Origin of the sequence: Paenisporosarcina macmurdoensis (assembly GCF_042658845.1) — a bacterium.
In the GTDB taxonomy this organism is placed as follows: Bacteria; Bacillota; Bacilli; order Bacillales_A; family Planococcaceae; genus Paenisporosarcina; species Paenisporosarcina macmurdoensis.
The window spans coordinates 1-21,532 of the sequence record NZ_JBHSRI010000015.1 but is presented as its reverse complement, the minus strand read 5'-3'; the positions used below and the strand labels follow the sequence as shown (position 1 = coordinate 21,532).

General features: G+C 33.9%; 21 protein-coding genes. 20 read left to right on the top strand and 1 reads right to left on the bottom strand.

The window, feature by feature from the left end; translation table 11 throughout:
* Positions 1-633 precede the first annotated feature (633 nt).
* Complete coding sequence (gene katG, locus ACFPYN_RS09580; protein WP_377733800.1) at positions 634-2,859, top strand: catalase/peroxidase HPI; 2,226 nt, start codon at positions 634-636, stop codon at positions 2,857-2,859.
* A gap of 358 nt (positions 2,860-3,217) precedes the next feature.
* Positions 3,218-3,700 (top strand): LURP-one-related/scramblase family protein, encoded by a 483-nt coding sequence (locus ACFPYN_RS09575; RefSeq protein WP_377733799.1) that lies wholly within the window; start codon positions 3,218-3,220, stop codon positions 3,698-3,700.
* A gap of 289 nt (positions 3,701-3,989) precedes the next feature.
* On the opposite strand, the gene xerA is transcribed toward ACFPYN_RS09575, so the two are convergent.
* Entirely contained in the window at positions 3,990-4,829 is an 840-nt protein-coding gene (gene xerA, locus ACFPYN_RS09570; protein ID WP_377733798.1) for a site-specific tyrosine recombinase/integron integrase, read from the bottom strand.
* Between the two features lie 225 nt (positions 4,830-5,054).
* On the opposite strand from xerA, the gene ACFPYN_RS09565 reads away from it, so the two are divergent.
* The 18 genes from ACFPYN_RS09565 (at position 5,055) to ACFPYN_RS09480 (ending at position 21,012) form a co-directional block, all read left to right on the top strand.
* Positions 5,055-5,726, top strand: a complete 672-nt coding sequence (locus ACFPYN_RS09565; RefSeq protein WP_377733797.1) for a 5'-methylthioadenosine/S-adenosylhomocysteine nucleosidase family protein — start codon at positions 5,055-5,057, stop codon at positions 5,724-5,726.
* A gap of 698 nt (positions 5,727-6,424) precedes the next feature.
* On the top strand, positions 6,425-6,907 hold the full coding sequence (locus ACFPYN_RS09560) for a hypothetical protein (RefSeq protein ID WP_377733796.1): 483 nt from the start codon (positions 6,425-6,427) through the stop codon (positions 6,905-6,907).
* A gap of 95 nt (positions 6,908-7,002) precedes the next feature.
* Entirely contained in the window at positions 7,003-7,503 is a 501-nt protein-coding gene (locus ACFPYN_RS09555) for a hypothetical protein (RefSeq protein WP_377733795.1), read from the top strand.
* Between the two features lie 171 nt (positions 7,504-7,674).
* The gene (locus ACFPYN_RS09550) at positions 7,675-8,172 is read left to right on the top strand and encodes a hypothetical protein (protein ID WP_377733793.1); all 498 of its coding nucleotides are present in this window, start codon (positions 7,675-7,677) and stop codon (positions 8,170-8,172) included.
* Positions 8,173-8,350: 178 nt separating this feature from the next.
* Positions 8,351-8,572 carry a hypothetical protein gene (locus tag ACFPYN_RS09545; RefSeq protein ID WP_377733792.1) on the top strand — a complete coding sequence of 74 codons (222 nt, stop codon included), beginning with the start codon at positions 8,351-8,353 and terminating at the stop codon, positions 8,570-8,572.
* A gap of 234 nt (positions 8,573-8,806) precedes the next feature.
* Positions 8,807-9,349 (top strand): sigma-70 family RNA polymerase sigma factor, encoded by a 543-nt coding sequence (locus ACFPYN_RS09540; protein WP_377733791.1) that lies wholly within the window; start codon positions 8,807-8,809, stop codon positions 9,347-9,349.
* The gene (locus tag ACFPYN_RS09535; RefSeq protein WP_377733790.1) at positions 9,336-10,448 is read left to right on the top strand and encodes a hypothetical protein; all 1,113 of its coding nucleotides are present in this window, start codon (positions 9,336-9,338) and stop codon (positions 10,446-10,448) included. The genes ACFPYN_RS09540 and ACFPYN_RS09535 overlap by 14 nt, the downstream gene beginning before the upstream one ends.
* 86 nt (positions 10,449-10,534) lie before the next feature.
* On the top strand, positions 10,535-10,771 hold the full coding sequence (locus ACFPYN_RS09530; protein WP_377733788.1) for a hypothetical protein: 237 nt from the start codon (positions 10,535-10,537) through the stop codon (positions 10,769-10,771).
* Positions 10,768-11,193: a hypothetical protein gene (locus ACFPYN_RS09525; RefSeq protein ID WP_377733787.1), complete on the top strand. Its 426-nt coding sequence runs from the start codon at positions 10,768-10,770 to the stop codon at positions 11,191-11,193. Before ACFPYN_RS09530 ends, ACFPYN_RS09525 begins: the two co-directional genes overlap by 4 nt.
* Positions 11,194-11,630: 437 nt before the next feature.
* On the top strand, positions 11,631-12,026 hold the full coding sequence (locus ACFPYN_RS09520) for a hypothetical protein (protein WP_377733786.1): 396 nt from the start codon (positions 11,631-11,633) through the stop codon (positions 12,024-12,026).
* 456 nt (positions 12,027-12,482) lie between these two features.
* The gene (locus ACFPYN_RS09515) at positions 12,483-12,986 is read left to right on the top strand and encodes a DUF2716 domain-containing protein (RefSeq protein WP_377733785.1); all 504 of its coding nucleotides are present in this window, start codon (positions 12,483-12,485) and stop codon (positions 12,984-12,986) included.
* Positions 12,987-13,512: 526 nt separating this feature from the next.
* Entirely contained in the window at positions 13,513-14,295 is a 783-nt protein-coding gene (locus ACFPYN_RS09510; RefSeq protein ID WP_377733784.1) for an ABC transporter ATP-binding protein, read from the top strand.
* The gene (locus ACFPYN_RS09505) at positions 14,285-16,351 is read left to right on the top strand and encodes an FtsX-like permease family protein (RefSeq protein WP_377733783.1); all 2,067 of its coding nucleotides are present in this window, start codon (positions 14,285-14,287) and stop codon (positions 16,349-16,351) included. Before ACFPYN_RS09510 ends, ACFPYN_RS09505 begins: the two co-directional genes overlap by 11 nt.
* A gap of 11 nt (positions 16,352-16,362) precedes the next feature.
* The gene (locus ACFPYN_RS09500; protein ID WP_377733782.1) at positions 16,363-17,040 is read left to right on the top strand and encodes a response regulator transcription factor; all 678 of its coding nucleotides are present in this window, start codon (positions 16,363-16,365) and stop codon (positions 17,038-17,040) included.
* Entirely contained in the window at positions 17,037-18,068 is a 1,032-nt protein-coding gene (locus ACFPYN_RS09495) for a sensor histidine kinase (RefSeq protein ID WP_377733781.1), read from the top strand. The genes ACFPYN_RS09500 and ACFPYN_RS09495 overlap by 4 nt, the downstream gene beginning before the upstream one ends.
* Positions 18,069-18,473: 405 nt before the next feature.
* Positions 18,474-19,013 carry a sigma-70 family RNA polymerase sigma factor gene (locus ACFPYN_RS09490; RefSeq protein ID WP_377733780.1) on the top strand — a complete coding sequence of 180 codons (540 nt, stop codon included), beginning with the start codon at positions 18,474-18,476 and terminating at the stop codon, positions 19,011-19,013.
* Entirely contained in the window at positions 19,003-20,145 is a 1,143-nt protein-coding gene (locus ACFPYN_RS09485; RefSeq protein WP_377733779.1) for a hypothetical protein, read from the top strand. The genes ACFPYN_RS09490 and ACFPYN_RS09485 overlap by 11 nt, the downstream gene beginning before the upstream one ends.
* A gap of 507 nt (positions 20,146-20,652) precedes the next feature.
* On the top strand, positions 20,653-21,012 hold the full coding sequence (locus ACFPYN_RS09480) for a DUF2750 domain-containing protein (RefSeq protein WP_377733778.1): 360 nt from the start codon (positions 20,653-20,655) through the stop codon (positions 21,010-21,012).
* Positions 21,013-21,532: the final 520 nt, after the last annotated feature.

The window sequence follows — 21,532 nt, the reverse complement described above, 5'->3', positions numbered from 1 at the left end:
GATTTTAAGGGACACAGCTAAAATTAGTATGAAGACAAAATGCAGTCAATTAAATATATTGGAAAAGTTATTCCTTAGCACAAATCATTACCTTCAAAAACTTGACTCCATCTAAAATTGACTGTGTTCCTTTCTTCATCTTAAATATTGTTATAATAAAGAAGTATCCAAAGCTAAACTGTAGCTTTGGATGCTTTTTTTTATACATAACACATATTTTACTAGCCAGGGAGTTGGAATTAGAGATGAATAAGAATGTTCTACCTTAATGAATAGCGTAGTATGTATATTTAAAAAGTTTAAAGGTACTTATTGGTTTCATGGCTATAGTACTTATTCTTTCTGAGAGAGTCGTAATTATACAGATACATCAAAAGTTCTTAATTTACAGAAAATTCACAAAATGAAACCCTTATCGGTGTATTTCTTGGAGTACCGAAGTTAAACTAGAACTAGGTGTTTCTTTAATCTTAATAATATTCATTCATTGCTCACATTTACAGCTTAAAACTTTTCAAACTATCTCTACTTTAGTATAATTCTAATGTAAGAATGACTATCCGTCATTAGAAACACCGGCAATAATATAGATAGAAGATTACTATTTTCATTATCACTAGGAGGGTTTAGGAAATGGAAAACAATGTACATGATAACAATGATGAAAAGCGCCACACAGCGGCAGGAGATGCACAATGTCCAGTAACAGGCGGTCACAAAGATAGTGCGATTACGACTTCGACAAAACCGGGTCGTACGCAAAATAAAGACTGGTGGCCGAATATGATGAATATAAATATTCTGCATCAACATGATAAGAAATCGAATCCTTTAGGGGAAGATTTTGATTACAAAAAGGAATTTGCAAAGTTAGATTATGATGCATTAAAGCAAGATCTTCGCGATCTAATGACAAATAGTCAAGACTGGTGGCCAGCTGACTATGGACACTATGGTCCGTTCTTCATCCGTATGTCATGGCATGCCGCAGGTACTTATCGAAATACAGACGGCCGTGGTGGTGGTTCTACTGGAAATCAACGTTTTGCGCCGCTAAACAGTTGGCCAGATAACGTAAACTTAGATAAGGCACGTCGTTTGCTGTGGCCAATTAAGAAAAAGTATGGAAACAAAATTTCTTGGGCCGATTTGCTGGTGTTAACGGGAAATGTAGCACTTGAGTCGATGGGCTTTAAAACGTTTGGATTTGGAGCAGGTCGTGAAGACATTTGGGCACCAGAAGAGGACGTTTATTGGGGGAATGAAAAAGAGTGGTTAGCAGATAATCGTTATTCTGGTGATCGCGATTTAGAAAACCCTCTAGCTGCGGTTCAGATGGGCTTGATTTATGTGAATCCAGAAGGACCAAATGGTAAACCAGACCCTCTTGCAAGTGCCGTGGATATTCGCGAGACGTTTGCGCGTATGGGGATGAATGATGAAGAGACGGTTGCGTTGATCGCAGGTGGACATACTTTTGGTAAATCACATGGTGCTGGAGATCCTTCTAACGTAGGTGATGATCCAGAAGCATCAGTAATAGAAAACCAAGGAATTGGTTGGAAGAGTACGTATGGTTCAGGAAAAGGTCGAGATACCATTTCAAGTGGTATTGAAGGAGCTTGGACTGCTACCCCAACAACATGGGATAATGGCTATTACGAACAATTGTTTGAATATGACTGGGAATTAACGAAGTCTCCTGCTGGTGCGTATCAATGGACTGCAAAAAACTTACCTGACAGTCATATGGCACCTGATGCAGAAGATGCATCGATTAAAGTGAAAACCATGATGACAACTGCAGACATGGCACTTCGCATGGATCCGGCGTACGAGAAAATTTCTCGACGATATTATGAGAATATGGCTGAATTTTCAGATGCATTTGCTCGCGCATGGTTCAAACTTCTCCACCGTGATATGGGACCAAAAGAGCGTTACTGGGGACCAGAAGTTCCTGAAGAAGTATTAATCTGGCAAGATCCAGTACCGAAAGCAACAAACACGTTAACATTTGAGGAATTAAACGAATTGAAAGCGAAAATTTTGGCAAGCGGATTAACCTCTCAACAGTTAGTGAAAACAGCTTGGGCTTCTGCTAGCACATACCGAGTTTCAGACAAACGTGGTGGTGCAAACGGAGCTCGTATTCGATTCGCTCCTCAACGTAACTGGGAAGTAAATGAGCCAGAAGAGTTAGCAAACGTGCTCAATGTCTTTGAAAACTTGAAAGCAACTACTGGGAATAAAGTAAGTATGGCCGACTTGATTGTGCTTGGAGGAAATGTTGCGCTTGAACAAGCTGTAAAAGCAGCTGGTTTTGATATGACCGTTCCATTCACTCAAGGTCGCGGAGATGCACTCGAAGAACAAACGGATGCAGACAGCTTTGATGTATTGGAGCCAGTTTCAGACGGTTTCCGAAATTATCAAAAGAAAGAATATGCAACAAGCCCAGAAGAAATGTTGCTCGATAAAGCACAATTACTTGGCTTAACAGCGCCAGAAATGACTGCATTAATTGGCGGTATGCGCACATTAGATGCAAATTACCAAGGGGCAAAAGAAGGAATCTCTACGGATGGCGCGTTAACAAATGATTTCTTCGTCAACTTACTAGATATGAACATTGAATGGACGCCAGCAGGTTTCAATAAGTACGAAGGTAAAAACCGTGTGACTGGGGAAGCAGTTCCTACAGCAACACGTTTTGACTTAGTATTCGGCTCTAATTCCATTCTTCGTGCAATTGCCGAAGTTTACGCACAAGATGACAGTAAAGAAAAATTCGTTCGTGATTTCATCCAAGCATGGAACAAAGTGATGAATGCCGATCGTTTTGATTTAGCAAACTAATTGGAAAAATCCTGGTCAGATGCATTACTCTGACTAGGATTTTTTTTGCGGAATAGTTTTGTAGACATCCCGGATATTTCTTGAGCCATCGTACATTACCACTTACTATGCGAGTGGCAACTTCAATTAAAAAGGATTTATGGAGGAACATATCACAAATAACCTAAATATGTTTTGATAATGAGCTGAGTCAATGTTTTGCGACACTTTTTAAAAAAGAAGGCATTGCTATTGAATATGTTGAATATAAGTAATGAATAGATATCAATCCAACAAAAGAGCAGGAAAGTAATTAGATTCTTTGTCTTGCTTGAATTCTACTGGTCAAATCTAATCTTCTAAATAAAGGAGGCAGAATATGAAGCAACTTTACATAAAGCAAAAAGTGTTAAGTCTGAGTGGCAAATTTACGGTAAAAGATGAGCAGGAGAACGACGTTTATTATGTGGAAGGTAGTTTCATGAAAATCCCAAAGACTTTCTCCATTATGAATCCAGCCAGAGGAGAAGTCGCGCTCATTACCAAAAAGATGTTCAGTTTTTTACCAAAGTTTTTTGTTGAGGTGAATGGTCAAGAGGTGTTAACGATTAAGAAGGAGTTATCCTTTCTTAAACCACGCTATACGATTGATGCGGCAGGTATTGATGTACAAGGAAACTGGTGGGAAATGAGTTTCCAAGTGTTACAGCACGGTGAAGTTGTCGGTCAAGTGAGCAAGGAGTGGTTCACTTGGGGGGATAGTTACAAGGTTCAAATTTTGAATGAAGAGATGGAGTCCATCATAATCGCACTCGTTGTCGCAATTGATTGTGTGAAGGCTGATCAAGCCTCTTCATCCTAAGTAATATCGATTTAATGTGAAATATAGAAAATAGAATGCTATAGGGTTTAGAAATTAAAGCATTCGGTACTTTACTTGCAATATTGGGTGGATTTTTATGGGTGGTAGCTCATATTTCTTACCTAAACCTAAAAAGTAAAAATCCTTCTAATAAATCTATTTGTACTATTCTCCAAGTTAATGTTTTCTTTTCTTATACCACAAGTTAGATTGTGAAATGTCACACATAAAGTAAAAGGTGCTTTAGTCAAATGGAGCTACGTCTTATAAGACGTTGCTCCTTCTACGTTTAAAAGTACTTCTGATAATACTCTTTCCTTAACCTTCCGCTTAATTGAGCGTATATCCTGGTGGTCTCACTTTTCTCATGTCCCATCAGACTTTGTATTACTTCAATAGGAGCTCCATTATTCAACAAATGAGTTGCATAGCTGTGCCTAAGTTGATGTGGATGAATCTCTTTATTGATTTCAGCACGATTTGAGATTCGCTTTATGATGTATCGCATTTGGGCGACACTCATTTTATGTGGCTGCCTTGCTGTCACAAAGATGGCAGTATTATTGTCATCACGGCTTTCGATATAGCGTTTAAGCCATATCTCGCATCGTATATTAAAATAAACTTCCCTTTCCTTATCACCTTTCCCTCTTACGATCGCGGATTGATTGGACCAATTAATATGGTTCTTTTCTAATGCAACTATTTCTCCAATTCGACAACCTGTAGAAAACATGAATTCGAAAATCGCTTTTTCCATTGGGGAATGACAGGATTCACGCAGATGTTCAATCTCTCGTTCTGTTAAATACTTTGGTATCCTCTTACCTATCTTGGGCTCTTTAATTTTGGAAGTTGGATTCTTATTCAGGTAACCCTCTTCATGAGACCAACGAAAAAACGATTTCATAAAGCGGATACGATGTGCAAGACTGGCTGGTTTTAAATTCTTGCCCGATATTGCAAGGTATTCTTTCAGTTGATTTGTATCCAGCAACTCCATCTCTACATCCTTAAAGTAACCAATTAATAGCAAAGACTGTAACTGATAAGCCTTCAATGTTTGCGGTGAAAAACCCTCTATACGTTTATCAGCTTCAAACGAAGCCCAAGCTTTTGACAGTAACAATTCCATACCTCCCAAAAAAGTAAGATTAAAGGAATTATTGCCAACTTTATAGAATTAAAGACATAATGAGAAGTTTTACTAACGGTGCAGGTTAGAAAAAAAGGTACTTACATATTAATAACCAGTTGTTGATGAACAGAGTAAAGAAGGATAGGATAAAAATGAAATTCAGACCGTGTATAGACATTCAATAGTGACAAATTATATTTGTAGGGTGATAAATCGATGGTAGGAATAAGTATAGCAACGAAGTGGGAATATGAAGCGTCAATGGAATATTTCGGCATAAAAGATAATGAACGTTTCGGTTATCCTTATGGCGAGTATTTCATAAGAACAATTGATGATACCGAACTTATTTTTTATAGTACAGGTGTAAGAAAAGTAAATGGTGTCGGTGGTAATCAGTATATGATTTCTAAATTTAATTTAACTAAAGTAATCGTTGCTGGAACTTGTGCAGGAATAGATGATAAGTTCAGTAATTTAGATATTTTTTTACCCGATAAAGCCGTTCAATATGATTGCACAGTAAAAGAAATCGAGCCTCTTATTAAACAATCCTTCATAGTAGATATTGATTTATCCAAATATGGAAATGATTTTTATACTGGAACAATTGGCACCGCTGATAAAGCCGTAGTTATGTGGAAGGACTATTTAGAACTTATAGAAAACGAAATAACAATAGCCGATACAGAAGCGAGTGCAATTGCTTATATCTGTAAGAAGAATGATGTTGAATGCATTATTATTAAAGGGATATCTGATTTTCCAACAGATGAAAGAAACTCTGATAAATTCGAATCGAACATTGAACAAATTAATGTTTATTTAGAAAACACACCCAAAGTTATGAACAAAATATTTGGCGAATATTTAAAAAGATTTATTTAAATAAATTTAAAGTTAATAGAAAGATTATAATTGTTGATGAAACTTGTCTTTTATTGAACTATCGTTCTACGTTAGTTCAAATCCATTATTTTTTGTGCTTAAGGTAAATATATTGTAAGACCATTACACATATCCCCATTATAATAAAGGCAGGAAAGTTGGGGCGGAATAACTTACTTGCAGATAAAAATGGTGAATGGACAAAAAAGATAACTCAACTCTTATTAAGCTAAAGGGTGCGTTGATCCTAGAAGGGTTAACGCATTTTTTGTTGAACTTATTTTACTAACGCGGCAGGTTAGTTCAATAATGGTCTGGATTATTGTGGTAAAGTTGGATTGTGGAGGGGGATAATATGTCAAAGTATATTAGTATATTTTTCTTAACTTTAATGGTTAGTGTAATTTTCTTTTTTCTATTTTCTAATGTGTTTGATGGCGGTGATTATGCCGAAACAGCGATTTATACATTCGGTACAATAATTGTTATACTTCTATCATTTTTAATTTCACTTATGTACTACTTAATAAATTTATTGAATTTATTAAAAAGGAAATTTTAACCTGACTTTTCACTAACGGGTGCGTTGATCCAAGAAGGATTAACGCATTTTTTGTTGAACTTATTGTACTAACGCAGCAGGTTAGTTCAATAAAAAGAATTTAATTCTATGGATTTTTAAGACTGGGGGAACAAATTTGAAAAAGAATTTTTTTATTTCAGTATTTACCATAGTTGTATTAGTAGGAAGTCTTTTTCTCTACCTAAAAACGCATCCGCCGTTGTCATATTCTGGAATTACTAATTACACAGAAGATGAAAAAAAGAGAGTTATTGAAATAGAAAACACTGGTTTTGTAAATTTAGAACTTAATGCTGTTCTTGTAAATGGAAGAGATAAAGGAAAAGTAGAACTTGGAGTTAGTCGTTCTAATCACATTATTATGGGGAGTGGTTTGGATGAAGACCCAGCCATTACATTTCATTCAATCGATGAATTCCCTATAAAACCACAATCAAATTCAGAAGATAGAACTGAGAAAATTAATAAAGATGAATTACAATCGATAAAGTTTTATGGAATCCGAATTTTTGGTCATGAAGAACCGAAAGTAATCACGATAAAATACAAATATTTAGGAATGCCTTTTTCATTAGAAGTGGATACGGTAAAGAAATAAACTCTTATTGAACTAACGCAGCAGTTTAGTGAACAAGGGTTACAAATTATATAATTAAAAAGTAAAAGAAATAAAAAAAGATGGGGTGTGTACAGATGAAAATTGCAAAGATAACACTATTCGTTGTTAGCATCTTAGCATTAGGAGTCTTCCTACTAGTTAACCAAATGACTCCAAATCCAGGAACTTCGTCTGGTAACGGTAATCCAGCTTTGTTGATTGCTTGGATTTTAATTCCACTACTTATCTTTATGGTAATATTATGGGTTCGAATTTTTCGAGTGCATTCGATTAGCACCACTATTTTTATCATCAGCATTTTCGGTATTCTCGTTCACTTAACTGTTGCCTTTTTTTATCAGAAAAATGCATTGAATGAATATCGCCAAGTTATACAAGATGCATTAATCAAGAAATACAGTGTTGCAGATGAGGAATATATTCAAAGAATTACTTCAGGATTGAGTTTTCATGTGAACAACCAGTTTTTTAATATATACACTTATTTTATGTTTCTAACCTTTTCGATTTTTGTTGCTATTATATATATTTTTTGGGACGATTGGGAAAAAAAGAAAGAATCCGTAAGTAAGTGATTATGTTTAACTAACAGGTGCTTTAGCTTAAGATCATTCGGCTGCTTAGGTAGCCCTTTTTCACACTAACGCAGCAGGTTAGTTTAACAAGATTCAATTAATAATTTTGCCAAAAAATATTATTAAAGAAAAATAAGGTAAGACAAAACAACGGTTGAAAAGGAGTAGTGTATGAATAAATCAGTGATTGGTTGGAGCTTAACTGTGATTTTGGGTATTTCATTTATTGTATTATCGGTATATACAAGTAATTTGAAAGAAGAATTAATCGGGTTGGAAGATAAGAGTTATTCCACTTTTTATTTTGATATGACCAGAGAAATTAAAATTATGGAAAATATTTTAGTTTTTGAGAAGGAAATTATAGAAGGAAATGGAGATTTAGAATCATTTAAACAATTATTCGATTTATCTAGTTACAGTGTGTTAGAACGCCCTTCTTTCCCTTTAAAGATGAGTGAAACGGAAGTAATTGAGTTTAATAAAAAGCGATTGATGATTATGGAAAATATTTTAAATTTCCAAAATGCGAAATCAAAAGATGATAGGAAAACCGCAATTGTCGAGTTTGAACAAGGCTTAAAAGACTATAAGAAAACCTATGATGCGTGGCTTGAACTGGAAAATAAATGTTCAGATATGGGTGGCTTTTGTACAAGGAGGGATTGAGAGGTTAAAAATGAGGAATAAAAGCTTAGAGGTGGAAGACAACACACTTGAAACACTATTACTACGTATAATCTTATTGATCTAATGGGTGCTTTAATTCAATTAGAGGTTAAGCCTTTTGCTTGTTAAACTAACGACGCAGGTTAATTGAATTAGGTTTGAAAGGATGTTGTGTATTATGAAAAACAAAGAAAACAGCAAACGTAATATTATTCAGTGGATTGCATTTGCAATAGTAATACTTACACCCACTACAAGAATAGTATTAGAAATTACAGGAATAGCTCAAAATTTTGCTTATAGCACACTAAACACTCTAACTTGGACAGGGTATACGATAAGTATTGTCTTAATTTTAGTCTCTTACATATTTCCAAAGAAAACTAACAATGCAAGGTAGGGGAAATAAAAGTAAATTACTATCCTTTATTCCAGTAAAGGGTGCTTTACTTCAATTACGGGTAAAGCCTTGTGCTTGTTAAACTAACGCGGCAGTTTAGTTCAAGAATGATTGCTAAATCAATTTCGAAAAATCCGGGATACGGCACGGATTTTTTATTTTATACTTTTTTGAAACCTTTTTTAAAAAAGTTCCGTCAATAGGTTGATTATGGAAGGGGGAATGGTGTTTGATATGGATATTGAGAAAGATTCAATACAATTTAAAAAAATTATGAAGGAAAATGGAGAATATTTGATTCGATTAGCTTTTTCTTATGTTAAGAACTGGTCTACTGCCGAAGACATTGTACAAGAGGTATTCGTCACTTATTATCAAAAATCGGACCAGTTCGAAAAAAGATCTTCGATTAGAACATATTTAGCTAAGATAACCGTAAACAAGTGTCATGATTATTTGCGAAATTGGAAGAACAAGATTCCGTTTTACACTAATTTACTTATGAGACAGTCATTATCTAACCAGGATTCTCCGGAGAAATTAGTGATTAACAAAGATAAGAATGATAGGTTGATACAGGAAATTTTAGATATGTCTATAAAGTATCGAGAGGTTATCCTACTCTTTTATTATCAGGAGTTTACTATCCTTGAAATCAGCAACATACTCAACATTTCTGAGAATACCATTAAAACTCGATTATCAAGGGCGAAGGCTATTCTTAAGAGTAAATTGGATGGAATCGAATGGGAGGTGATCCTGCGTGAACAATCTTAAAAAGAGATTTGACAAGTATGTTGGCGAAGCTCCACGGTTTACCGTTTCTTTAGAGAATAGAATAATGAAGGAAGTGTCTACATTGAAAAAGAGGAATAATAGGGACAAATTGTCTATTAACCTTAAATTAAGTTTATTCTTTGTAGTTCTCATAGGTGTAGCTACCGTCTTTATTATGTCTGTCGTTACAAATTCCGATTCACTAAATCACGCGAATCCAATAACTGGTCCGGATCCAAAATCAGTAATTCAAAAAGTTCTGGAGCTGCAATTTAATGGGATAGACAAAAATTTGAACGAATTCTTAGAGCCTAAGTATAGGATTGTCAAGGATGGAAAAGAAGAACTCCCTGAATTTGAAAAATATATAGATGAGACGTATGGGCCTTACTTTACTGAGGACGGACTTGAAGTTTTCATTAACACATCCGGGACTACGTACCCAATCCTTGCTTACGAATTCGGTTATCAGTTGAGCTTAAAAGATGTCATTATAGAACAAGACGAAACTATCCCGAATCGCTACAACTTTACTGCAAAGGTTGGTTATCAGAAAGATGGTAGTAAAGAAGAAATTGCAGAAGTGAATGGTATTATTCTCTTCTCTACAAAGGAAGAAGGTAAGATAGGTAAATTTCAATATGGGGATGATAGTGGCCTGGCAAGTATTTTAAACGAGTCAGTCGGAGATAAGGAAACTATAACGTTTACAGAGGGTATTGTTTTTGACACCCTTTGTTTTAGTAGTAGGGAAGTAGTTGCAGATTCAAATGTTGAATCGAAAAATGGTTGTACATCAGATATGGAACAAATCTTGGGTATATTAAGTAGGCTAGACAAGCTCTCAACCAAAGATCCTTCGTCTGAAGAAGAAATCGAAAGAATGGAAGCAATAGCAAATATAAGTAATTATCAAATCTATTTAGGTCAAGGTAAAAATTTCGACAATAATGTTTATACGATAACTGTTTATGAAGACGGAATAATTCAATATGACGATGAAGGATTACCGGGAATTCCTCAAGGAGATATAACTATAGATGCTCATACTGACAAATATAATGAAATAAAGATTTCACTTGAAGAATTTGCAGAATGATTTTTCATAAATGCACAAAGGGGTTTGATTCTTTAAAGGATTTAGCCCTTTTTTTGTTGAATACTTTAAGTAAAGGGGATGAGAATATGAAAAACGTTTATCGGATAAAAGGTCTTATTCTCGGCATTATACTTTCTTTCATTACAGCATTACTGTTTATGCTATTAGGACAAATTTGGGCTGGTGGAATAACCTCATTGTGGGGTGAAAGTTGGTTGTATTTCTCTGTAATCATTCCTTTTACAATTACGTATGCAGTTTTAGGTAGATATTTTCACAATAGGAATGAATTACCTAACATAAAATGGGTTAATGTGGAATGAAAAATTTCTTAATTACAATAATTGGGGCACTCATTTTCCCATTTTTCATGGTACTAATGATGTATTTAGTGAACCCTGTTAATGAATTTATGTATGCTTTTGGAATAATAACTGGGGCACCACTTGTATTAGTATTTGGACTAATAGCCGTTAAAACGACCAAATGGATAGTTGAAAAAAATAAAATAGAAAATTTGATGAAAAAGAAAAGTATTAAGATGATTTCACTTTTTACTAGTGGAGCCTTTGGTGGTTTATTTTTTACTTTTTTCTATGGATGGATATCTGGTGTAGATATGTGGAGAGTCTTAGATACCTTTGTGATTATTGGTTGTGTTAGTTACGGTTTTAGTGCTTCGTTAATATGGTTAGGTGTCGAAAAAGTGATTTCGTTTATTCCCAAGAAAACCAGAAATTATTAAAATAAATTGTTGTTTAACTAACCGGTGCTTTACTTCAATTAGAGGTAAAGTCTTTTGCTTGTTGAACTAACGCAGCAGGTTAGTTGAACAAGATAAATTAGCAAATGGAAAGAGAGATGTCTTAATTTATGGGGAAATTTTTAAACATCTTTGTGTTTATAATGTACTTTTATGTTTTTTATACGTTGTCTGAGGAGTACTTAGGTTGGATTACGAGTCCTGATCACAATTTACTGTTACAGCTTATGTATCCACTTAGTATTGTTATGGTTGCAATCATTGCTACTGTGATATCAATTAAATACATAAAGAGAAATCAAAAATGATTATATACAAAAACATCTTTAACTAACGGTGCAGTTTAGTGGAAGAAGGACATAGAAAGGAGATGAATTGTTATTGAATACAAAATTAGACCACATAGATATCCAATTGTTATGACCATCATTTTTGTCCTATTTATGAATGTAGTGTTGGATTACTTTGACGGTTCTTCATCTCTGTTACTATTAGGTTTTATAGTAGCCGTCGTATTTGCTCTTATACGATTTAGATTTAACATCCACGACGAGCACTTGGTTTATGAGATTTTAATATTCAATCAATCCATTGTAAAACAGAGGATTTCCCCTGAAGATATAAGTCAACTTAAGTTCACACGAGTCGGTTGGGCTAAGAAAGCTGCCAAAATAAACGTAAATAAAGGAATTAACGTTAGATTAGCTGTTCTCGAACCACCAAAAGCATATGACCATTTAATTGAGTTCGCAAAGAAACACGATATAACAATAGTTAAAACAAAGGACTATTTAATTTTAGAAAGAATGAAGTAAGTTTTATTGAACTAACGAGGATGACTGATAACCAGGTTCAACAACCACTTTATTGTTTGCCGAACTGATCAATATGAAAGCTGTTAGACGAAGTAGCTGCAAAATAATTGAAAGTGGTGGAAGCTTTGTGGTTTGAATGGAATGATTTTCTTAGTTATTTATGTGTTTCCATAATTTTTGTTTTAATTAGGAATTTTTTTGAAAAAGAAAAAAACGAAAAATATTTTTCTTTAACATCACTTTACGAAGTATTATTTTTGTCAGTACTTTTTTATATATCAGATTTGCTGTTCTTATAAATACAAACAACTGCCTTAACAAGGCAACTTTTTCTTATTGAGTAATGAACGTGCCTACTTCCCAATCCGGGTGCTTGTTCAACTAACGCAGCAGGTTAGTTGAATAAGAAATGATATAATAACCCCCAATAAAAGCATCTTAAAGGTGGCTATTCAAATGGAAAATTGGATTGAATTATCCGAATTAGAATATAAAGAGGTATGGGATAGGATATATGATGAATTTAATTTTGAACCAAGCATATCAAACTTCCCATCTTTTGAAGTTCCAAATCCATTCATCACATACGATATATCCCCATATTTAAATTGGTCCGGAGATTCAGGTACTTATGATGAGATTTATAATGACCTAGAAGATAAGTCATTGCTTGTTTTTCAAGAACTCACACAGAAGAATGAATATATGTATGCGGTAGATTGGCAGCATCCAGGTTATTGGATAAACCCCCGTTTGGAGTTTCCGAAAAGTGAGTTTGATGAATGGACTGTACCTGTTTTTCCTAACGGTGATTATTACTTTTTTATTCACAAGAATTTTGAATGGGGATTTTTAGGACACCCTTGGGAAAAGACCATCACTATTTTTGGAAAAGAATTGATAAAAGCTTTTGAAACACATCAACCGAGAATGTTTCAAAAGATATTACGTCAAGGATAATTTAAACCTTGGTAAACTAACGAGAGCTTAGTTGAAGATCAGGTAGCTGCGATACAGCCTTTTTCTTGTTCAACTAAAGCAGCAGTTTAGTTGAAGATTCGTTTTCTGAAATAATCAATTTTCTTCAAATATTACAATCATACTAACAAATGAAACAATTACAAAACCTAAAAAAGCTAAAAGAAAAAATTTAATCAGTGTTTCACTCGATTTCTGCTATTATATGCATGAAATCAATCTAAACGAATAAGAAAAGCTTCAATTATGCATTAATTTGAGTTCGTTAATATTTGTTTGCTTATTTTTTTCTTCTTAAACTACTCCTGTGAACGGTATCATAATTAATTACGGTTTTTTGATTAATGAGTACCAAGTCAATTATTTAAGACTTGGTACTTTTTGAGTTCGCTAATAAATTGTGGGTTCGATTCCTATCACTTCTAACCTTACAACAACTGTAAGTGTTAATTAATATATTTTTCTTTTATGGTATAAGTATAGAAAAATATAGGAGGGAGAATAGAATATGAAAGTTTCAGATAAACTACTTCAAGTTCAGGAAGTACATAAGACATATGGCAAAGGACAAAGTGAAACCGCTGCATTAAAGGGGGTTACATTTGATGTTCTTCCGGGGGAGTTTCTTGGTATTATGGGTGCAAGTGGGTCAGGCAAGACCACATTGCTTAATTGTATTGCAACCATGCTTAAACCAACATCTGGTCAAATTTTGTTGGATGGTCAGAGTATTTCTTCATTTAAAGGATCCCAGCTGGCAAAATATAGAGGAAGTAAAATTGGATACCTATTTCAAGGTTTCGAGTTATTAGATAACTTAACTTCTAGAGAAAATATTATTTTGCCCTTGTCTATACATGGGGAGAATCCTAAAAAACAAGAGGCTCAGCTTCAAAAATTAGCGAAGCAATTTGAGATTGAGGATCTGTTGAATAAATTTTCATCTCAAATGTCAGGAGGGCAGAAGCAGAGAGTTGCAGCGGCAAGAGCATTAATTTCAAATCCAAGCATTGTATTAGCAGATGAGCCAACGGGTGCTTTGGATACGAAAAATGCAAAAATCTTGATGGAGAAACTATCTTCGATTAATCATACAGATGGGGCTACCATTTTGATGGTTACTCATAATGCCAATGCAGCAAGCTTTTGCTCAAGAATCTTATTTATTCAAGATGGTGTGATATTCCATGAGCTTCGCAAGAAAGTACCGGGAGAAACTCAGAATTCCTTCTATGAACGTATCTTAACTGTCTTGGCACAGTTAGGAGGAGGTAGCAACAATGTTCTTTGATTTCATTAAGCGAAATAGTCGAAAAACACGAAAAGAGAATGGAGTTTATTTTGCATCACTTATTATTTCAATTATAACTTTTTATGTCATCCTTTCACTTGGTGAACAAGACGTTATGTTGTACCTAAAGACCGTTGAAAGTGATGCGGTAGCTAGGCTTTTGCTAATGATTCCTATACTCTATGCCGTTTCGCTATTCTTCGTATTTTTCTTAGTGTATTTTGCAAATAAGTATCAATTACAACTTCGTAATCATGAATTCGGATTGTATTTAATGATGGGTATGAAGCGAAGCAAGCTGTTTGCAATGATTATGGGTGAAACATTGTGGAATGGCTTAGTTGCTTTGATTATTGGAATTCCAGTTTCCTTATTTTTAACTGAATTAATAAGTCTGGCAACTTCTAGACTTATTGGAATGGGTATTATCGGTCATCAATTTAGTATCTCTTGGGTTGGCCTTGGTTTAACGGTAGTTGGCTTTATTATAGTTCAACTAGTAGCTATGTTTATTCTTAGCTTGCAAATGAGCAGGAAGGAACCTGTTGATTTGCTAAATGATAAGAAAGAAGAAACGCAACGGGTCCTTTCACCTGTGAGGAGCATAGTTAGTATACTAACCGGAGCAGTATTGCTGCTTGGTACAATTTTTCTTTCCATATCTTATGGATTGGCAATCTTATATTTACGTAGCTTTGATTATAGGATATTTGCATTAATAATTATTATAGGAATCGCTGGAACTTTCATGCTGTTTCGTGGATTGGGCAGTTTAATTGGTGCGTGGATAAAACATAAAAGTAGTTCTTCTACCGGATTATTTGTATTTACAGGAAGACAACTTCAAGAAAATGTTTTAAACCAATGGGGTTCACTTGCTATATCATCACTGTTAATTCTTATGGCAATGGTTAGTTTTACATATGGAATATCTACTGCTCTAAATAATAGTGATACATCCAGCAGGACTGCAGACTTTACTTTTAGAGGGTCGGAAAATGAAATTGTTTCTATGATGACATCGGATAAATTGGAGCCTTATGTTAAAGAGTATTATGCTATGAAATTGGACCATTTTCGTCCTTCCGATATAGAGAATTCTGGAAATGAAGTTTTAAGTACTTTTTCTTGGTCAGGTTTATTAAAATCCGTCTCCAGAGAAGTTAATTCGCAAGAAAAAGAAAATTTATTAAGTTATTTATCCGCAGAGGGTGGGCCTTATTTAATTTCTCTTTCTAGTTATAATAAATTGCTTAATTCAATCAACAAATCTCCTATCAAATTAGGAAACAATGAAGTTGCAATGTATTCTGATGAAGAATTTTATTACTCTCATGATATATTAATGAGGGTGTTGCAGTCTAATCCGATAGTTAAAATGGGCGAAAAACAATACAAATTAAAATCAAATCTATATACGAGCAACATAGTGGCAGACAAGGCTATCACTCTTTCATATGCATTAATTGTACCCGATGATATCTATGATAACTTCACTGTAAATTCTCGGGATTCATACCTCTGGAATATGGTCCTAAATGATGATTTTGTTCAGGAAAAAGGTTTAATGCAAGCCATGTATGAAGTAGATGAATTACTCAATACATCTGACTTAGACTATGAAAGTTATCTCTCAAGCATGGGGAGGCAGCTGTTTTATACAGTGGCAGGAAGTTACACTACATTCTATCTAGGTATAGTGTTCCTAATTATTGCAAATACGGTGTTGGGATTAAAATTCCTTATGCAGCAAAAGAGTACGAAACATAGATATTCCACAGTAGCTATGCTAGGAGCAAGTGTTGAATCTCTATGTTCATCAGCAAGGATACAAATCTGGTTATACTTTGGTTTAGTTATCTCGGTAGCATTGATCAGTTCTATTTTTGGTATTTGGGCCATGTTGGATGCTTTCCCAAATTCAATAAACATAGATAACGGTACTAGTACAATAGTGATTTCTCTAATTTTATTTATAGTTTTTGAACTATATTATATTTGGATGATTCAGCGAAAGAGTGATGAAGAAATTAAGAAATTAAAAGAGATAGGATAGGGGGTGAGTGCGTGGAAAAGATAGTCATTGTTGAGGACGATGTTTTTCTACGTGAAGAGCTGCAAAATATTTTAGAGAAAAAGGGATACTCTGTAGAGTGTATCTCTTCTTTCAATACCCCCGTGGAAGATATTGTATCAGCTTCTCCTTCGTTAATTTTATTAGATCTAAATTTACCAAATCTATCTGGATTTGATATTTGCCGTGCATTAAAGAATAGGGGAATTGGTCCCATTTTAGTGCTGACTTCACGTAATCAACTTAGTGACGAGTTGTATGCATTAGGTTTAGGTGCAGATGATTATTTAACGAAACCCTGCCATCCTAAGCGATTGATTGCAAGGGTTCAAAAGTTGCTTCACCTATATAAAAATATGCATGTTCTATTAGATGCTGGTGATTTTCAGATAGATGAGCTGGCAAATATATTGTATGTTGGTAAGAATTCCATTTCATTATCGGAGAATGAAGGAATTATTATTAAGACTTTGGTAAAAGCTTCACCCTCAGTAGTAAAAAAGGAAGAACTTTTTCATCTGCTATGGGGCAGTAGCTACTATGTGGATGAGAACATCCTACAGGTGAATATGAGTAGAGTGCGAAAAATTCTTGATGGGGTTGGATTATCTAATCGAATCAAAACTATCAGAGGAATTGGCTACCAGCTAATAGGAGCTGATTACCTATGAAGCCTACTGATTGGCTAAATATTCTAAAGGAATCAAGTCATTGGATAATACTTCTATGTATAAGTGATGCCTTTTTTATTTTTCTGGCATGGATAGCGTATCCAGAAACATTTAGACTCCTAATTGGTATCATGATTACTTTTTCCTTTACTAGTATTGTGCTTGGTATGATTCTTGTTTGGAGAAGGCATGAAAAACATGACAGAGCTTTCTATGATTTTTTTAGAGAACCATCGCAAGAGCATGAGAGTGAATTGCTTAAATCTATTGGTGAATTGCATAAAGCAAAGGTGAATTACTTAGCTAATAAATTACGTAGATTAAATGACCAATTAGATGAGACCAGGCTGCAAACAATGGATTATGAAGAATTTATCGAAAGTTGGGTTCATGAGATAAAGGCACCTATTTCTTTAGTAACTTTGGTCTTGGAAAACCGTAAGGAAGAAATGTCGGAACTGGTGTATCAACGAATCGAGCATGCAAGAATTAACATCAATGATGATGTTGAACAGATACTATTCTATGCAAGATTACAGGCATCCCATGTTGACTATCACTTAGAGAAAATTTTGCTCAGTCACTGCTGTGAAGATACACTATTTGAACTTCAGGCAATGCTGGATGAAAAAGAAGTTAAAGTTGTTTCTCAGATGGAAGATGTTCCAATTGTGTCAGATAAAAAAGCACTCCAGTTTATTTGCACGCAAGTATTTGTTAATGCAATTAAATATTCAAATGAAGAAATTGACAGTTTTATCTGGTTGAAAACTGGCTATGACAGCGTAAAGGATCGATATTATTTAAGAATATCTGATAATGGTGTTGGGGTCCTAAATTCTGATTTCCCTTTCATTTTTGATAAAGGATTTACAGGAGACAATCCTAATAAAAAACAGTCTACAGGCATAGGTTTGTATCTTGTAAAGAAATTATGTGATGAATTGCAGATTGAAATAGAAGTTGAGTCTAAGTATGGAAAGGAATTTGTAATTGAACTCCTATTTCCGAAAATTGATAATCAATAGACATTAATTATTCAACTTTACATACCATGTAAACTTAGTCTTAAACTCCCATGAATGGAATGCTATTGTAAAACGGTGTACATAAGGAAATAAAGTGACCTTGGCAAAAGAAGAAATTTATTTCAATGAATATTAAACTATACAACTTGGAAAAAGACTTGTTTATACAATGAATGGACATTGGAATATTTAAAGGGGTATAACCTTCTGTAAGATATTCCTTATTGAGCTAACGGGTGCTTTAGTTGAACAACAGGAGATCGTCTTAGACGGTCTTTTTTATTTGATTAGAGGTTAAGATTAATTTTAAATATATATTTAAATTTTTTGAAATTTTGAAACTTAATCAGTATCTCACTCGTTTTAGTGATACATAAATGAGGTGGGAAAATGGAGTTAACCAATATGAAAAATGAAGTTTATTCAGATTCGCAAGAGATATGGTTGGAAGAAATAATGACTGAATACGGAGATAAAATGATTAGGGTAGCTTACAGTTACATAAAAGACTGGGGCATTTCACAGGAAATTGTTCAAGAAGTCTTTATTACATGTTATAAAAACTACAGTCAATATTCTAAAGTAGAAAACTTCAAAGCCATGATATATAAAATAACGATTAACCGTAGCAAAGATGTCTTGAGGAGTCATTTTGTAAAAAAAGTTATTGTAGGAACAGATTTTTTTACTTCTCAGAAATCACCAGAGCTTTCTCCTGAAAACCTAGTTTTAAAAAATGATGAAAAAACTTTAATAGCAGAGAGTATCCTATCTTTACCACTCAAATATAGAGAAACAATTCACCTGTTTTATTATGAAAACCTTTCGATATTAGAAATAAGTCAAATATTAAAGGTTAATCAAAACACGTTAAAAAGCAGGTTAAAAAGAAGCAGAAAAATGTTAGGAAATATACTAGAAGGGAGTGAGACATATGAAAGATAAATTAGACGATGTAAGATCTATATTGGAAGATGGGGTTTATAAGGGGCATCAGTTTACAGAAGAAAGTAAAAGAAAAGTTCGAAAAAGTATTAAGAAAAAAAATACTACTTGGTTTCCCACCGTCTTAACAGTAGCAGTTGCTTGTGGATTTGTCGGATTTGGTTTTTTCTTTGTTACTCAGGAATTGGGTTTATTTGAAAAAGAATCCTTGCAAGCCTCTGTAGAAAACAAAAATAATGAGCCAACTATTATTGAACCTTTAGATTTGAATGGAGATTTATCTGAGGACTTACCATTAATAGTCAATGATGACTTACTTGAAAATCTTAGCTTGCCCATTGATATACAAAATGTGATTCCTACAATTTCATCTAAACCTCAAATATCTGCACGGACGGTAAGTGACGGCTACCAAATATCATTGACTTACTATGGAGATAAATTTGAAGTGAACATGATTGAAAATGTCGATCTTCCTAAAAATATTGATGAGTATAAAAGGACCAGGAACAAAATATGGGCCGACGAAGAAACTCTATTGATAAATGGTCATGATGCTTTTTATTCGGTTGATCAAAAGGAGATGCATCTTTTCACAAAAGAGAAATACTTCATTTTACATGGAGTTGAAAAAGAGCAGCTGCTTACGCTTGCCAGTTTGATTGATACCAAAAAACCTGTTCAGGAAATTGAATTAAAAGAATATGAAGAAGTAATTATGTATAATGCTGAGTTATCTGATATTAAACAAAAGGTATATCTGAAAACTGATTTTAATGAAAATTCGGAATTCCTTAAAGATATTGATACCCCTTTAATAACAGTACAAAAAAATGATTCAGCCTTTGCAATTCGACACCATTTTGCCTCTCCTACAGATTCTTCTGAATTAATGGTAGAACAACACTATAGTGAGAATGGAAATACCCATATTATCCAACAAATAAATCGAGATTATACATTAGAAAAAGAAGTTGAAATGAGTGATCGAAAACTATATTTGTTCAGCAACGGCCTCCATCATGTAGGATATTTCACATATCAGAACAATCTTTTTGAGGTCAGAACCATGAATTCCATTCCTTTGGAGCATCTACAAGAGATACTAAGTGGAATAAAACTAGCTGATTAAAATGTAAATTGGAGTAAGAAGATTTTCCGGCGAAAGCATGTGTAACAACTACAACACTCCTTGTTCCACTAACGGGTGCTTGAGCTGAAGAAGCAACCTCATAGTCACTCATTAATTTCTTTAACCCGATTGATGTGTTTATACTTTTTTACCTATGAAAACAAGCTGAGACCAATTCATATGCGAATTTGGGCTAAGTGTATTTTTATTGTATGACCGTTATGTCAAAATATAATTTTGATGAATATTCACTAATGCCTTTCCGGAAGGCATTTTCTCTAAAGATATTGACGATTGTTTACAGATAGCTAAACAGATTGTTAATTTAAATGATAAAAATCAATAATTAAAATAATCAACTTGGAACATCACCTTATTGAACTAACGGGTGCGTTGATCTAAGAAGGATTAACGCATTTTTTGTTGAACTTATTGTACTAACGCGGCAGGTTAGTTGAACAAGAAAAGTGAATGGAATAGAAAAAATAATATATTTGAGGTGTTCTAATGAGCCAAGCATCACCACAATATCATGCTTTTATAAAAGAGATATTGGAGCATCAAAAAGTATGGGCAATAAAAGATGAACAAGGTTTTCCTTCGCCAACAAATCCAAGTGGTGAAACAACAATGCCATTCTGGTCGTTACAATCAAGAGCTGAAAAAATTATAAAAAATGTTCCTGTATATAGTACATTTCAACTACATGAAATCACATTAGATGATTTCCTTAACAGATGGTTAACTGGTCTTGAAGAAGATGGATTATGTGTTGGGGTAAATTGGAGTGGAAAAAGAGCAATAGGCTATGATTTAAAACCAAAAGAAGTACTTGAACGAATTAAATATGAACGAGAAATAGAGTGATATTAAACTAACGGGTGCTTGAGTTGAAGTTCAGTGAGCTTATTGAACTAACTGGGCAGGTTAGTTGAACAAGATAAATTAGCAAATGGAAAGAGAGATGTCTTAATTTATGGGGAAATTTTTAAACATCTTTGTGTTTATAATGTACTTTTATGTTTTTTATACGTTGTCTGAGGAGTACTTAGGTTGGATTACGAGTCCTGATCACAATTTACTGTTACAGCTTATGTATCCACTTAGTATTGTTATGGTTGCAATCATTGCTACTGTGATATCAATTAAATACATAAAGAGAAATCAAAAATGATCATATACAAAAACATCTTTAACTAACGAAGTAGGTTAGTTCAAGAAGATAAAATCATTCATTTACCATAAAAAGGTGGAAATAAAAATGAATATTGATATAAATAAATCATTAGATGAATTAGAAGGGACAACTTGGGGAGAGCCAGATTTTCAATCAAGTTTAACACTTAGGTGTCACGAATTAAGAAAAAAGAAATTGAAAGACTTCTCT

Bases quoted from the DNA above. Each gene is read 5' to 3' on its own strand.
- katG (WP_377733800.1), top strand. From the start codon at position 634: ATGGAAAACAATGTACATGATAACAATGATGAAAAGCGCCACACAGCG.
- ACFPYN_RS09575 (WP_377733799.1), top strand. From the start codon at position 3,218: ATGAAGCAACTTTACATAAAGCAAAAAGTGTTAAGTCTGAGTGGCAAA.
- ACFPYN_RS09565 (WP_377733797.1), top strand. From the start codon at position 5,055: ATGGTAGGAATAAGTATAGCAACGAAGTGGGAATATGAAGCGTCAATG.
- ACFPYN_RS09555 (WP_377733795.1), top strand. From the start codon at position 7,003: ATGAAAATTGCAAAGATAACACTATTCGTTGTTAGCATCTTAGCATTA.
- ACFPYN_RS09550 (WP_377733793.1), top strand. From the start codon at position 7,675: ATGAATAAATCAGTGATTGGTTGGAGCTTAACTGTGATTTTGGGTATT.
- ACFPYN_RS09545 (WP_377733792.1), top strand. From the start codon at position 8,351: ATGAAAAACAAAGAAAACAGCAAACGTAATATTATTCAGTGGATTGCA.
- ACFPYN_RS09540 (WP_377733791.1), top strand. From the start codon at position 8,807: ATGGATATTGAGAAAGATTCAATACAATTTAAAAAAATTATGAAGGAA.
- ACFPYN_RS09530 (WP_377733788.1), top strand. From the start codon at position 10,535: ATGAAAAACGTTTATCGGATAAAAGGTCTTATTCTCGGCATTATACTT.
- ACFPYN_RS09525 (WP_377733787.1), top strand. From the start codon at position 10,768: ATGAAAAATTTCTTAATTACAATAATTGGGGCACTCATTTTCCCATTT.
- ACFPYN_RS09520 (WP_377733786.1), top strand. From the start codon at position 11,631: ATGACCATCATTTTTGTCCTATTTATGAATGTAGTGTTGGATTACTTT.
- ACFPYN_RS09515 (WP_377733785.1), top strand. From the start codon at position 12,483: ATGGAAAATTGGATTGAATTATCCGAATTAGAATATAAAGAGGTATGG.
- ACFPYN_RS09510 (WP_377733784.1), top strand. From the start codon at position 13,513: ATGAAAGTTTCAGATAAACTACTTCAAGTTCAGGAAGTACATAAGACA.
- ACFPYN_RS09505 (WP_377733783.1), top strand. From the start codon at position 14,285: ATGTTCTTTGATTTCATTAAGCGAAATAGTCGAAAAACACGAAAAGAG.
- ACFPYN_RS09495 (WP_377733781.1), top strand. From the start codon at position 17,037: ATGAAGCCTACTGATTGGCTAAATATTCTAAAGGAATCAAGTCATTGG.
- ACFPYN_RS09490 (WP_377733780.1), top strand. From the start codon at position 18,474: ATGAAAAATGAAGTTTATTCAGATTCGCAAGAGATATGGTTGGAAGAA.
- ACFPYN_RS09485 (WP_377733779.1), top strand. From the start codon at position 19,003: ATGAAAGATAAATTAGACGATGTAAGATCTATATTGGAAGATGGGGTT.
- ACFPYN_RS09480 (WP_377733778.1), top strand. From the start codon at position 20,653: ATGAGCCAAGCATCACCACAATATCATGCTTTTATAAAAGAGATATTG.